The organism is Pseudomonas putida (assembly GCF_050989985.1).
Lineage (GTDB): Bacteria > Pseudomonadota > Gammaproteobacteria > Pseudomonadales > Pseudomonadaceae > Aquipseudomonas > Aquipseudomonas putida_AI.
Genome location: NZ_CP158815.1, coordinates 5623675 through 5635684, shown reverse-complemented (window position 1 = coordinate 5635684; position 12010 = coordinate 5623675). Strand labels below are relative to the sequence as shown.

The window sequence follows — 12010 nt, the reverse complement described above, 5'->3', positions numbered from 1 at the left end:
AAAATTGTGAAGCCCCAATCATCGATTAAAGACCGGCCCTTGTGGCGAGGGAGCTTGCTCCCGCTGGGCCGCGAAGCGGACCCATTTCCAGTAATTGCGAGCCACCTGAGCGAAGGAGTGATGGGTTTTGCGACTGCTGCGCAGCCGAGCGGGAGCAAGCTCCCTCGCCACAGGTGGTGTGTAAACCGTCAGAGCGGCGTTAGAGCCAAGAGGCGTCCCAGAGTGGGTAGTCGCCGATTTTCTCGACCAGCCCTGCGCGTAGTGGGTTAGCGACGATGTAACGAGCGAAAGGCAGAAGATCTTCTCCATCACGGATTGCCCTGTCGTGATAGCCGGTTTGCCAAAATGCGCCTTCGCGGTTCAGCCTTCGATTGATGGTCAATGTGCTGCGAGACTTGGCGGCCTGCATGAGTCGCGCCAGGGTGGACTGTTCCAGTTGAACCAGCCAATGAAAATGGTCAGGCATGATGACCCAAGCAATCGAACTGACCCAGCCTTGTTCATGGGCGCGCCTGAATTCAGCAACCAGCAAACGTCCGAGCGTCCAATCGCTGAAAACAGGCTGTCTTTGATATACGACGGCAGTGATGAGATAGGCTCGACCCGTTTCCGAGTAACGTCCATGGCGCAGTAGGTGTGAGTTAGGGCGTGGAAGCATTCCTTGCATCCTTTGGCAGTTAATCCGCTTCAACCCTAGTCAAGAAGCTGCCTACACGCGGCGATAACGTCTGAGTGAAAATTCCGAGATTAATCAAAGATTTCGAGAGTAGGTGAGCCGGAGCTTTTTGTGACGAGGGAGCTTGCTCCGCTGGGCCGCGAAGCGGCCTCATTTCCAGTAATTGCGAACCGCCTGAACTAACGGGGTGACGGGTTTTGCGACTGCTGCGCAGCCGAGCGGGAGCAAGCTCCCTCGCCACAGAGGCAATCAAGTTGCGGGTGCGGTTTGCAGTGACCGATTCAACCGCTTGTTGAACTCCAGCCAGGCGCCCATCAATGCCATCAACCCTGCACCCACCAGAGCGGTGAAAATTTGCATGGCGAACGCGTCGTCGGCCATGGCATTGATCATGTCCGCCAAGGGCGCCAGCAAGACGCCCAGGCAGAAGATTTCCAGGGAAAAACGCCCCATGCGGCAGCTTTGCCGGGCCAGCCAGTTTTGCGTCCAGCCGGTATCGGGGAGCAGTTTCGCCGCGACGTAGGCCAGTGCCAGGAAGTGCAGCAGGCGTACGGGCGACAGGTTGGTCTTGCTGATCGGATACAGCAGATTGCTCAGGCTGGCCGGCATCAGTGCGTCATGGATGTGTGGCCAGCGCCACGCCAGGGTAATCACCCCGGCGGCGAGCACATACACCGCCGCGGCCACGAACAGCGGCTGGCGCAGCAACGGCCGGGTATCGGGCTGGCGTGGGCGCTGGGCGTGGATCGCGGCGGCGCCGCCCAGGACGAACAGCAATTGCCAGGCAACGGGGTTGAAGTACCACACGCCGTCCTTGATGGCGGCCAGGTTCCAGCCGGCCAGCGGCACCATCAGATACAGCGCCAAGGACAGTGCGACGACCACCCAGGTCTTGCGCACCAGCAACGGCAGCGCCAGCGGCAAGCCCGCCAGCAGCACGATGTACAGCGGCAGCGGGTCCATCAGGTTGGGCTTGAAGCGCAACAGCAGTTCATCGATCAAGGCTTGTTGAGGGTCGCTGATGAAGTGGTGCATGCCCATTTCTTCAACCAGGTCCCGGGTTTCCACGTGACTGTTGGCGAAGAACACGATGCCCATGAGCATCGCCAGCAAAAAGATGTGCACCACGTACAGCACCCAGGCGCGGCGCAGGATTTTCAGGCAGGCGATCAGGAAACCTTCCCGGGCCAGCACTTTGCCGTAGGCCAGTACCGCCGCAAAGCCGGCCAGGAACACGAAGACTTCGGCGGCGTCGCTGAAGCCGAAATTGCGCAGGGTGATCTGGCCCAACGGGTTGTGAGGCACGTGATCCCAGAAGATGAAGATCAGTGCCAGGCCGCGAAAAAAATCGATCCGGTGATCGCGCGCTGAGGTCATGACGGCAAGCTCGTAAACGGGTGTTGAACAAAGGAGTAGCCGAAGGCGCGAAAGGTTGCGCGCCGCACATCGGCGGCGCGCAGGGTGGCCCGATTCGTCGGTAATTGCAAAGTCGGGGTATTACGGGATGTTGATAAAGCGTTTAACCGCTAGTCTGAAAGGTGGCGCCACCTGCGATTTCTGACAGTAGACAAGCTCCAATGTTTGTGAGGCGAACGCGCGCAATCAGGGACTTGAAAATGAGACGGTTGTGGAAAGGCTTTTCCAGTTACGCGGTGATCGGTGTCGCCAATACCCTCATTCACTGGCAGATTTTTTTCCTGCTGAGCGTGGCGGCGGGGCTGCGCCAGGCGGTCAGCAATCTGACCGCGTTCTGCGTGGCCGCCTCGTTTTCGTTCTACATGAATGGGCTCTACACCTTCGACGGCAAGCTCTCGGTCGGCGGTTACCTGCTGTTCATGGCGGCGATGGGGGCGCTGAGCTTCGGTGTTGGCCATGTCGGTGACCAGTGGCGCCTGCACGGTTTGCTGACGGTGGCGTTGTTTTCCGCATTGAGCCTGGTATTGGGGTTCCTGTTTTCCAAGTACGTGGTGTTTCGCGAGCGTGAGGCATGAAGGTTTCGCTGATCGTCCCGGTGTTCAACGAAGAGCAGGCGATCGATCTGTTCTATCGCGCCGTACGCCAGGAGCTGAAACTTGGCGATGCCGAGGTGGAAATCGTTTTCATCAACGATGGCAGTACCGACGGCACCGCCGAGCGAGCCGCTGTGCTGGCACAGGCGGACGATCAGGTCATGCTGATCAATTTCTCCCGCAACTTCGGCAAGGAACCGGCGCTGTTCGCCGGTCTGGAATATGCCACCGGTGATGCCGTGATACCGATGGACGTCGACCTGCAGGACCCCATCTGTGTCATCCCGAAACTGGTCGAGCAATGGCAAAAAGGTGCGGATGTGGTGCTCGCCAAGCGCAAGGACCGCCACACCGACAGCTATCTCAAACGCCACAGTGCCTCATTGTTCTACCACCTGTTGAATCGCATTTCGTACACCCGCATCGAGGAGAATGTCGGGGACTTTCGCCTGATGGATCGCAAGGTGGTCAACGTGATCCGCACCTTGCCCGAGCATCAATTGTTCATGAAAGGCGTGCTGTCCTGGGCCGGGTTCAACACGGTGGTGGTGGAATACGAGCGGGCCCGGCGCGTGGCGGGGAGCAGCAAGTTCAATGGCTGGAAACTCTGGAACCTGGCACTGGAAGGCGTGACGTCGTTCAGCACCGTGCCATTGCGCCTCTGGACTTACGTCGGCGGGTTCGTGTCGATTTTCGCGGTGCTCTACGCGGTGTACATGGTGCTGGACAAGATTTTCTTCGGTAACAGTGTGCCCGGCTATCCGTCGCTGATGACCGCCATTCTGTTTCTTGGCGGCGTACAGCTGATCGGCATCGGCATTCTGGGGGAATACATCGGTCGGATTTACATCGAGGCCAAGCACCGGCCGCGATACGTGGTCAAGGATATCGTCGGCGGCAAGCCGCAACGTGGGGCCTGACATGGGCAGGCTCAGCGATTTTTTCGTAAAGGAGTTGGGCCGGCGCCAGGTCTGGCTGTTTTTCCTGCTCGCGACCTTGGTGTACGTCCTGCCGCTGATCCTCGCGGACTATCCCTACATCGATGACAACTGGCGTTCGCTCTCGGCGGGCATGGCCTGGGCAGAGCAGGGGCGCTTGTTCGCCCAACTGTTCTTCAACGCACTGACATTCACCGGCGCGGCACCGAATATCTATCCCTTGCCGCTGTTGATTGCCACGTTGGCCATGGCCTGCGCGCTGACCAGCCTGACGCTTCATCACTTCCGCCAACCGACCTTCGCCTGCTGCCTGGTGCTGTTGCCGCTCTGGTACAACCCGTTCTTCCTGCAAAACCTTTCCTATCAGTATGACGGCGCGCCCATGGCCTTGAGCCTGGTGGCGGTGATCTACGCCATCACGTTTCGCCATCCGTCGCGCAATGTGCAGTGGCTGGTGCCTTCGTTTCTGATTGCGCTGGCACTGGGGCTGTATCAGATCAGCCTGAACGTGTTTCTGGGGCTCTGTTGCCTTGAACTGCTGCGGGCTGCCGCCAACAAAATGCCCTGGCCACAATGGGGCGCCATGATCGGCTGGAAAATCGCGCAGGTTGTGCTGGGCTGGTTGATTTATTGGGCCACGGCCTTTGCGTACATGGAGCAGAACCGGGCGCTGTTGCTGAACTGGTCGGCGCAGCCTTTGCTGCAAGTCGGCGTCAACATCGGTCGGGTGCTGGAGAAAGTCGTGTTGCTGTTTCATGGCGGATTCGTTTGGGTATTCGCCGGGTTATTGCTGTGTGCCATTGCCGGTGCGGTTCGCCTGGGGGGAATCATTGTCGAGCGCCGGGAGAGCGGGCCGAAGAGAGTCCTGATAGGCGTGCTGTGCTTGCTGGCCGTGCCGTTGGTGCTGCTGTTGGTCTCGGGGGTGGCGCTGTTCTTCCGTGATTTCAATGAAGGCGCCAGGACCCTGATGGGCTTTGCGGTGCTGCTGGTGCTTCTGTTCTATCTGAGCCACCTGGCGCTGGCGTCTGTGCACGAGCGATTGCCGTTGCTGTTGCTGGTGCCGCTGCTGGCGATGCTGTCGCTGTCGTTTGCCTATGGCCGGGTACTGACGGTGCAGAAGACCTTCGCCACCAGTGCGCTGTTCAGCCTCGAGCGGGATATCAGCAGTCATCAGGCGTTGCGCGAAGCAAAGCGCATCTACATGTCGGTGACTTACTCCGACCACTGGCTGCTGGGGGCCGCGGGCTCGTTCAAGCAGATGCCGGTGTTGCACTATCTGCTGAACATCGACTTCTACATGCTGGCGGAAAACCTGCCCAAGGTGGGCATCACCAATGTGGTGGCAGAGAGGGAACGGCGCAATGCGACGCGGGTGGGGTACCAGCATTTCACGCCGTTGGTGGAGAGCCCGTACTACCGGATTTTTCTTTTGGGCGATTACGGTTTCATCGTCATGAAAGAGCCGGCCCCGATCAAGACGCTTCGCTGGTGAAGCATCAAGGCGGGGCCGCGAGAATCAGGCTGCAGCGATTTCATTGGGCTCGAAGCTATCCGCCCGCGCCATCTGCCACATCCGCGAATAGAACTCGCCGTTCACTTCCCCGGTCAGCAATTCACCGGGCTTGAGGAACACATGCAGCTGCGAGAACAGCTTGATCTCGGTCGCCGACATGCGCCGCACCAGATGCTTGGCCGACAACTGTGACGGATGTTCGAGGCCGGCGGCGGCGAGCATTTCGGCCAGGCCCTTGAGGGTGTTGCGGTGGAAGTTGTAGACGCGCTGGGCCTTGTCCGGCACCACCAGTGCGCGCTGGCGCAGGGTGTCCTGGGTGGCGACGCCGGTCGGGCATTTGTTGGTGTGGCAGCTTTGCGACTGGATGCAGCCGATGGCGAACATGAAGCCCCGCGCCGAGTTCGCCCAGTCGGCGCCAATGGCCAGGACGCTGGCGATATCGAACGCACTGACGATCTTGCCGCTGGCGCCGAGCTTGATTTTGTCCCGCAGGTTCAGGCCCACCAGGGTGTTGTGCACGAACAACAGACCTTCGCGCATCGGCACGCCGATGTGGTCGGTGAACTCCAGCGGCGCGGCGCCGGTGCCGCCTTCCTTGCCATCGATCACGATGAAGTCGGGGAGGATGCCGGTTTCCAGCATGGCCTTGGCGATGCCCATGAACTCCCACGGATGACCCAGGCAGAACTTGAAGCCCACCGGTTTGCCGCCGGACAGTTCACGCAGTTGCCGGATGAAATGCATCATCTCGATCGGCGTGGAGAACGCGCTGTGTCGCGACGGCGAGATGCAGTCTTCGCCCATCGGAACGCCACGGGTGTCGGCGATTTCCCGGGTGACTTTGTGCTTGGGCAGGATCCCGCCGTGGCCGGGTTTTGCACCCTGGCTCAACTTGATTTCGATCATCCGCACTTGCGGCGTTTGCGCCTGGGCGGCGAAACGTTCCGGGTCGAAACGACCGTCGGCGGTACGGCAGCCGAAATAGCCGCTGCCCAGCTCCCAGGTCAGGTCACCACCGTTCTCCCGGTGATAAGGGCTGATGCTGCCTTCGCCGGTGTCGTGGGCGAAGTTGCCGAGCTTGGCGCCCTGGTTCAATGCGCGGATGGCGTTGGCGCTGAGGGAACCGAAGCTCATGGCCGAGATGTTGAACACCGACGCCGAATACGGCTGGGTGCACTGCGGGCCGCCGACCGTGACGCGGAAACCGTTGGGGTCGCTCAACGGCGCCGGGCGCATCGAGTGGCCGATGAATTCGAAGCCCGACTGATACACATCGATCAGGGTACCGAAGGGTTTGTCGGCGCTTTCGTTCTTCGCACGGGAGTAGACCAGCGAGCGTTGAGCCCGGGAAAAGGGCAGGGCGTCGCTGTCGGATTCGAGCAGGTACTGGCGAATTTCCGGGCGAATGCCTTCGACCAGGTAGCGGATGTTGCCGAGGATCGGATAGTTGCGTCGCACGGCATGGGGGCTTTGCAGCAGATCGAACACGCCGATCAGGCTCAGCACGCCGGTAATGGCGGTGATCGGCCAGAGCCAGTCGTGTTCGAGAAAGGGCAGGCTGGCGAGGGTGAAAATCACGCAGACGGCAAAGAAGGCGTAGCGGCTCAGGAGTGACAGGCTCATACGGTTTCCTTGGGTTCGGACTCAAATTTTTTGGCTACACACCAACCACTGTAGGAGCGAGCCTGCTCGCGAAGGCGGTGGTTCAGTCGACATCAATGTTGAATGTAAGACCGCTTTCGCGAGCAGGCTCGCTCCCACAGTTAAAAGCATTTCACAGGGTCGTCAGGCATTCTGCGCCTGCAGAAAAATCGAAAACAGCTCCGACTGGGACTTGATCCCCAGCTTGCTGTACATGTGTTTCTTGTGGACTTTCACGGTTTCGATGGAGATTTCCAGTTTGCGGGCGATTTCCTTGCTGGAGCAGCCGCTGAGCATCAGGCGCCCGACATCCAGCTCCCTGGCGGTCAGTTGCGCGCCCTTGAGTTGCTGTACCGAGGCTTCCAGCTGCACCCGCCAGTCCGCGGGAACCGGCGCGGGTGCCAGGGCCACCACTTCATTGATCTCGTAGGGCAGGCGCTGGCGCAACAAGCCCAGCACCCATGGGGCAACCAGTGACAACAGGGCAATCTGCCCGGCCGTGAAACGCTGCTTGCTGCCCAGGGACAGGCACAGCGTGCGGTCGCCCTCCAGCTGACAATTAAACTGGATTTCGTCGGCCACGACATTCACACGAAAGTAGCGTTGATAGTATTCGGTGAGTTCGAAATGCTCCGGCGCCACCTCCGACAGGCGGTAAAGACCGGTGCGCGATTGCTCGCGGCAGGCGATGTAGAAGGGGTCGAGCAGGTACAGGCCGCGCAGGTAATCCTGGAACAATTGGTCGGGGCTGCCGTCTTCGCCCGGGCATTCGGCGAACACTTGCGGGTGCTGGTCGGCGCTGAACAGCAGGGCGACCCAGCTGTCGCAGGGCACGTATTGATCCAGCAATCGGACAAGCTGCGTCCAGAAGTTGGGCTTGTCCAGGGCGTCGATCAGTTGCCCCACCGAACGGTGCCAGGCGATGTCGTCCAACGAGAGTGTCATGCATCTACCCCTATCGTGTTACCCCGGCGGCGTAATTTCCAGGCCGCCAGCTTGCTGCGCATACTGGCGCACAGACAGCGACCGGGCAATCTTTCCGGCGTTCAGAACAAGGACCACCCATGAAAGTCGAACTTGCCCAATTGGCGGGCCGTGACAACGACACGGCTTACAACCTCGAACGCGCCCTGATGGCGATCAACGCCTGTGCCGCCGACACGCAACTGATCATGTTTCCGGAAAGCCACTTGATGGGTTTCCCTTCCGCCGAATCCGTGGCCGATGTCGCCGAGCCGCTGGACGGCCCGACTGTCAGCGCAATTGTTGCCGCCGCCCGTGATCGCAATATCGCCGTGGTCATTGGCACCGCCGAGAACGACAACGGCCGTTTCTTCAACACCACGCTGCTGATCACCCCTGAAGGCATTGCGCTCAAATACCGCAAGACGCACCTGTGGGCGTCGGATCGCGGCGTCTATGAAGCCGGCGATCGCTACGCCACCTGCCTGTGGAATGGCGTGCGCGTGGGCCTGTTGATTTGCTACGACATCGAATTCCCCGAATCCGCCCGCGCCCTGGCGCAACTGGGGGCCGAATTGCTGCTGGTGACCAACGGCAACATGGACCCCTACGGCCCGACCCACCGCACCGCGATCATGGCCCGCGCCCAGGAAAACCAGGCGTTTGCACTGATGGTCAACCGGGTGGAAGCGGGCGACGGCGGGCTGCTGTTTGCCGGCGGCAGTGCGCTGGTCGATCCGCTGGGCACGCTGTTGTTCGAGGCTGGCCGCGAGGAAGGGCAGTTTGCAGTGGAGCTGGACCTGAACCGGCTGACGGCGGCGCGTCAGGATTATCGGTATCTGGATGATCAGCGGCTGAAGTTGCCGGGGGAGCTCGTCGAACATGCCAGTGGACTGCGCGAGCTGATGATTCCCAAGGGCTGATCCGAATTAACCGATCGTTCCCACGCTCTGCGTGGGAACGCATCAACGGACGCTCTGCGTTCGGCTTTTGATTTGGGACGCGGAGCGTCCCTGGCTGCATTCCCACGCGGAGCGTGGGAACGATCACACCCGAAAACCCTGCGCCGAACTCGGCTCTGCCATAAATCCAATAACATCCGGAGTAGTCGCCCATGGCTCGTTTGCAACGCACCCTGTCATTAGGCTCGGTGGTGCTGTTTGGCATCGCCTACATGACGCCGATCATTGTGCTCGGCACCTTTGGCATCCTCGCTCAATCCACCGCTGGCATGGTACCGGCCGCTTATCTGGCGGCGCTGGTGGCGATGTTCTTCACCGCCCTGAGCTACGGGCGCATGGCCTCGGCCTTCCCGGTTGCCGGTTCCGCCTACAGCTACGTGCGCAAGGCCATCAGCCCGAAACTCGGGTTCATCGCCGGTTGGGCGGTGCTGCTCGATTACCTGTTCCTGCCCATGGCCATCTGGCTGATCGGCGCCGCTTATCTCAATTCCGCGTTCCCGGCAGTACCGCAGTGGATCTGGGTGCTGGCGTTCATCGGCATCACCAGCGCCATCAACATCGTCGGCCTGAAACTGGCCAATGGCGTCAACGCCTTGCTGATGCTGGTGCAGTTCCTGGTGCTGGTGGCTTTCGTCGCCCTCTGCGTGCACTACGTGGCCGGTGATGCGAGCACGCCGTTGTGGTCGATCAAACCGTTCTTCAATGGCGACATGCAGATGCCGTTGATCATGAGCGGCGCGGCCATCGCCTGTTATTCGTTCCTCGGTTTCGACGCGGTCAGCACCCTGACTGAAGAAACCCGTGACCCACGCCGCACCATCCCACGGGCGATCATGCTGATCACCCTGATCGGCGGGCTGATTTTCGTCGGTGTGTCCTACTTCGTGCAGATCGCCCACCCTTCGTTCCAGTTCGACAGCGTGGATTCGGCGGCCTATGAAATTGCCCGCAACATCGGCGGCGACCTGTTCGTCTCGATCTTCCTGATCGGCCTGATCGTCGGCCAGTTCGCCTCGGGCCTGTCGGCCCAGGCCAGCGGTTCGCGCCTGCTGTATGCCATGGGCCGTGACGGTGTGCTGCCGAAGTCGTTTTTCGGCACCCTGCACCAACGCTTCGGCACCCCGATCAACAGCATTCTGCTGTGCGCCGTGGTGGCCTTGCTGGCGCTGAAACTCGACGTCACCACCTCGACCTCGTTCATCAACTTCGGCGCGTTCCTGGCGTTCAGCCTCGTCAATCTGTCGGTGATCTTTCATTACTGGATCGGCGGCGAAAAGAAAGGCCTGCGCGAGATGGTGCTGTTCCTGATCTTCCCGTTCATCGGCCTGGTAGCCGACCTGTGGCTGATGGTCAGCCTCGATCATCTGGCGATCTACCTTGGCCTGAGCTGGCTGGCGATTGGCGTGGTGTACCTGGCCGTGTTGACCAGCGGTTTCCGTCGTCAGCCACCTGAGATGGATTTCCAGGAAGCCACATAGTCACCCACTGTAGGAGCTGCCGCAGGCTGCGATCTTTTGATCTTGATCCTCAAAATCAAAAGATCGCAGCCTGCGGCAGCTCCTACAGTTTTTGCGTCGTTTTCGATGACATGGGATCCTTGCCGCTTTTGAGTCAAAGGCCTTTTTCATGTCGACGTTTCCTGCCCAGCCCACCGGACTTATCCACATCGCCGCCGCCCTGCTGATCGGCCCTGACGGTCGAACCCTGCTGGTGCGCAAGCGTGGCACCGAGGCGTTCATGCAACCGGGTGGCAAGATCGAAGCCCATGAGCAACCGGTCAACGCCCTGGCCCGCGAGTTGGAAGAAGAGCTGGGGCTGGTCATCGATCCGACGCACGCCACCTTTCTTGGCCAGTTCTCGGCACCCGCTGCCAACGAGCCCGGATGTGTCGTGAAGGCCGAGATCTTCCTGCTCAGCATTGATGCCAGCGTCACCCCTGCGGCCGAGATCGAAGAGGTGATCTGGATCGACCCGGCCGGGGATGGCGATCTCGTCCTGGCGCCATTGACACGGGACCTGATCCTGCCGTTTTATCGGGCTTCGCTCACCGCAACCGCCTGATCATCCTTAGCAAGGACCCGCCATGATCCCCCTTCAAGACTTGCTGATTTTCGCCGCCACCGCGTTGCTGCTGGTACTGACGCCGGGGCCGAACATGATCTACCTGATTTCCCGTTCGATCTGCCAGGGACGCAAGGCCGGCGTGACCTCGTTGCTGGGGGTGGTGGCCGGGTTCTTCGTCCACGTGTTTGCCGCTGCTGCCGGTCTGACAGCGGTCTTCCTGGCGGTGCCGATGGCCTACGAAGTGCTGAAGTGGGCCGGTGCGTTGTACCTGTTGTGGCTGGCCTGGCAGGCGGTCAGACCCGGCGCGCGTTCGCCGTTCGAGGCACAACAGTTGCCGCCGGACTCGTCGCGCAAGCTGATCACCATGGGCTTTCTCACCAGCGCCCTGAATCCCAAGATCGCGGTGTTCTACCTGTCGGTGTTCCCGCAATTCATCTCGCCCGAGCACGGTTCGGTGTTCACCCAGAGCATCGTGCTGGGGCTGACCCAGATCAGCGTCAGCTTTTGCGTCAATTTGCTGATCGCCCTGTTTGCCGCGGGGATCGCCTCGTGGTTCGTCAACAACCCGACCTGGCTGGCCATGCAGCGTTATTTCATGGGTTTTGTGCTGTCGGCGCTGGCGCTGCGGCTGATGCTAGAACAACGCCGGATGGCCTGAGCATGTGGATCGAGCGTCTGGATGCCAGCCATGCCCTCGACTACCGGGCGCTGATGCTCGAAGCCTATGACCGGCATCCGCAGGCCTTTACCTCCAGCGTACGCGAGCGTGCGTCAATGCCGCTGCACTGGTGGGAGTCGCGCCTGAGCGGCAAGCTGGACGTGGTGTTCGGCGGGTTCGTGGAGGGGCGGCTGGCGGGCATCGCCGGGCTCGCCTTCGAACCCCGGGAAAAGGCCCGGCACAAGGCGACGCTGTTTGGCATGTACGTATCGGCGAACGCGCGCCAGCTCGGGCTTGGCCGGCAACTGGTAGAGGCCGTGTTGGCCGAAGCGCGCAGCCATCAGGGATTGCGCCTGGTGAAGCTGACCGTCACCGCCGGCAATGACACCGCGTTCAACCTTTACCGGCGCTGCGGCTTCATCCAGTTCGGCCTGGAGCCGATGGCTGTGCGGGTGGGGGAGGAGTACTTCGACAAGATTCATATGTGGCGCGAGATCTGAAGCCGCCGCAATACCCTGTGGGAGCGAGCCTGCTCGCGATGACGGAGTGTCAGTCGACATCGATGCTGACTGGCCCGCCGCCATCG

The 12010-nt window shown here is 60.8% G+C and carries 12 protein-coding genes; 8 read left to right on the top strand and 4 right to left on the bottom strand.

The features are described from left to right. Positions 1-199: 199 nt before the first annotated feature. Together ABTV29_RS25820 and ABTV29_RS25815 are read right to left on the bottom strand one after the other, a co-directional pair. Positions 200-658, bottom strand: a complete 459-nt coding sequence (locus ABTV29_RS25820; RefSeq protein WP_433767410.1) for an REP-associated tyrosine transposase — start codon at positions 656-658, stop codon at positions 200-202. 267 nt (positions 659-925) lie between these two features. Then, positions 926-2053, bottom strand: coding sequence for an OpgC family protein (locus ABTV29_RS25815; protein ID WP_433767409.1), 1128 nt, complete (start codon positions 2051-2053; stop codon positions 926-928). A gap of 239 nt (positions 2054-2292) precedes the next feature. Here ABTV29_RS25815 and ABTV29_RS25810 point away from each other — a divergent pair, with 239 nt between their 5' ends. Genes ABTV29_RS25810 through ABTV29_RS25800 form a run of 3 tightly spaced genes read left to right on the top strand, consistent with a single transcriptional unit; the run spans position 2293 to position 5115 of the window. After that, the gene (locus tag ABTV29_RS25810; protein ID WP_433767408.1) at positions 2293-2667 is read left to right on the top strand and encodes a GtrA family protein; all 375 of its coding nucleotides are present in this window, start codon (positions 2293-2295) and stop codon (positions 2665-2667) included. After that, entirely contained in the window at positions 2664-3605 is a 942-nt protein-coding gene (locus ABTV29_RS25805) for a glycosyltransferase family 2 protein (protein ID WP_433767407.1), read from the top strand. Before ABTV29_RS25810 ends, ABTV29_RS25805 begins: the two co-directional genes overlap by 4 nt. A gap of 1 nt (position 3606) precedes the next feature. Then, a complete protein-coding gene (locus tag ABTV29_RS25800) occupies positions 3607-5115 on the top strand; it encodes a glucosyltransferase domain-containing protein (RefSeq protein ID WP_433767406.1) in 1509 nt (502 codons plus the stop codon). Positions 5116-5139: 24 nt separating this feature from the next. Here ABTV29_RS25800 and ABTV29_RS25795 read toward each other — a convergent pair whose 3' ends face one another. Together ABTV29_RS25795 and ABTV29_RS25790 are read right to left on the bottom strand one after the other, a co-directional pair. Further along, positions 5140-6759, bottom strand: coding sequence for an FMN-binding glutamate synthase family protein (locus ABTV29_RS25795; protein ID WP_433767405.1), 1620 nt, complete (start codon positions 6757-6759; stop codon positions 5140-5142). Positions 6760-6921: 162 nt separating this feature from the next. Further along, positions 6922-7722, bottom strand: a complete 801-nt coding sequence (locus tag ABTV29_RS25790) for a response regulator transcription factor (RefSeq protein ID WP_433767404.1) — start codon at positions 7720-7722, stop codon at positions 6922-6924. Between the two features lie 119 nt (positions 7723-7841). On the opposite strand from ABTV29_RS25790, the gene ABTV29_RS25785 reads away from it, so the two are divergent. From ABTV29_RS25785 to ABTV29_RS25765, 5 genes are all read left to right on the top strand, one after another. Beyond that, positions 7842-8663 (top strand): carbon-nitrogen hydrolase family protein, encoded by an 822-nt coding sequence (locus tag ABTV29_RS25785; protein WP_433767403.1) that lies wholly within the window; start codon positions 7842-7844, stop codon positions 8661-8663. Positions 8664-8854: 191 nt separating this feature from the next. Next, positions 8855-10180, top strand: a complete 1326-nt coding sequence (locus ABTV29_RS25780; protein ID WP_433767402.1) for an APC family permease — start codon at positions 8855-8857, stop codon at positions 10178-10180. A 148-nt stretch (positions 10181-10328) separates the two neighbouring features. Continuing rightward, positions 10329-10763, top strand: coding sequence for an NUDIX hydrolase (locus tag ABTV29_RS25775; protein WP_433767401.1), 435 nt, complete (start codon positions 10329-10331; stop codon positions 10761-10763). 22 nt (positions 10764-10785) lie between these two features. Then, entirely contained in the window at positions 10786-11424 is a 639-nt protein-coding gene (locus ABTV29_RS25770; protein WP_433767400.1) for a LysE family translocator, read from the top strand. Between the two features lie 2 nt (positions 11425-11426). Continuing rightward, positions 11427-11924 (top strand): N-acetyltransferase family protein, encoded by a 498-nt coding sequence (locus tag ABTV29_RS25765; protein ID WP_433767399.1) that lies wholly within the window; start codon positions 11427-11429, stop codon positions 11922-11924. Positions 11925-12010 lie beyond the last annotated feature (86 nt).

Bases quoted from the DNA above. Each gene is read 5' to 3' on its own strand.
- ABTV29_RS25820 (WP_433767410.1), bottom strand. From the start codon at position 658: ATGCTTCCACGCCCTAACTCACACCTACTGCGCCATGGACGTTACTCG.
- ABTV29_RS25815 (WP_433767409.1), bottom strand. From the start codon at position 2,053: ATGACCTCAGCGCGCGATCACCGGATCGATTTTTTTCGCGGCCTGGCA.
- ABTV29_RS25810 (WP_433767408.1), top strand. From the start codon at position 2,293: ATGAGACGGTTGTGGAAAGGCTTTTCCAGTTACGCGGTGATCGGTGTC.
- ABTV29_RS25805 (WP_433767407.1), top strand. From the start codon at position 2,664: ATGAAGGTTTCGCTGATCGTCCCGGTGTTCAACGAAGAGCAGGCGATC.
- ABTV29_RS25800 (WP_433767406.1), top strand. From the start codon at position 3,607: ATGGGCAGGCTCAGCGATTTTTTCGTAAAGGAGTTGGGCCGGCGCCAG.
- ABTV29_RS25795 (WP_433767405.1), bottom strand. From the start codon at position 6,759: ATGAGCCTGTCACTCCTGAGCCGCTACGCCTTCTTTGCCGTCTGCGTG.
- ABTV29_RS25790 (WP_433767404.1), bottom strand. From the start codon at position 7,722: ATGACACTCTCGTTGGACGACATCGCCTGGCACCGTTCGGTGGGGCAA.
- ABTV29_RS25785 (WP_433767403.1), top strand. From the start codon at position 7,842: ATGAAAGTCGAACTTGCCCAATTGGCGGGCCGTGACAACGACACGGCT.
- ABTV29_RS25780 (WP_433767402.1), top strand. From the start codon at position 8,855: ATGGCTCGTTTGCAACGCACCCTGTCATTAGGCTCGGTGGTGCTGTTT.
- ABTV29_RS25775 (WP_433767401.1), top strand. From the start codon at position 10,329: ATGTCGACGTTTCCTGCCCAGCCCACCGGACTTATCCACATCGCCGCC.
- ABTV29_RS25770 (WP_433767400.1), top strand. From the start codon at position 10,786: ATGATCCCCCTTCAAGACTTGCTGATTTTCGCCGCCACCGCGTTGCTG.
- ABTV29_RS25765 (WP_433767399.1), top strand. From the start codon at position 11,427: ATGTGGATCGAGCGTCTGGATGCCAGCCATGCCCTCGACTACCGGGCG.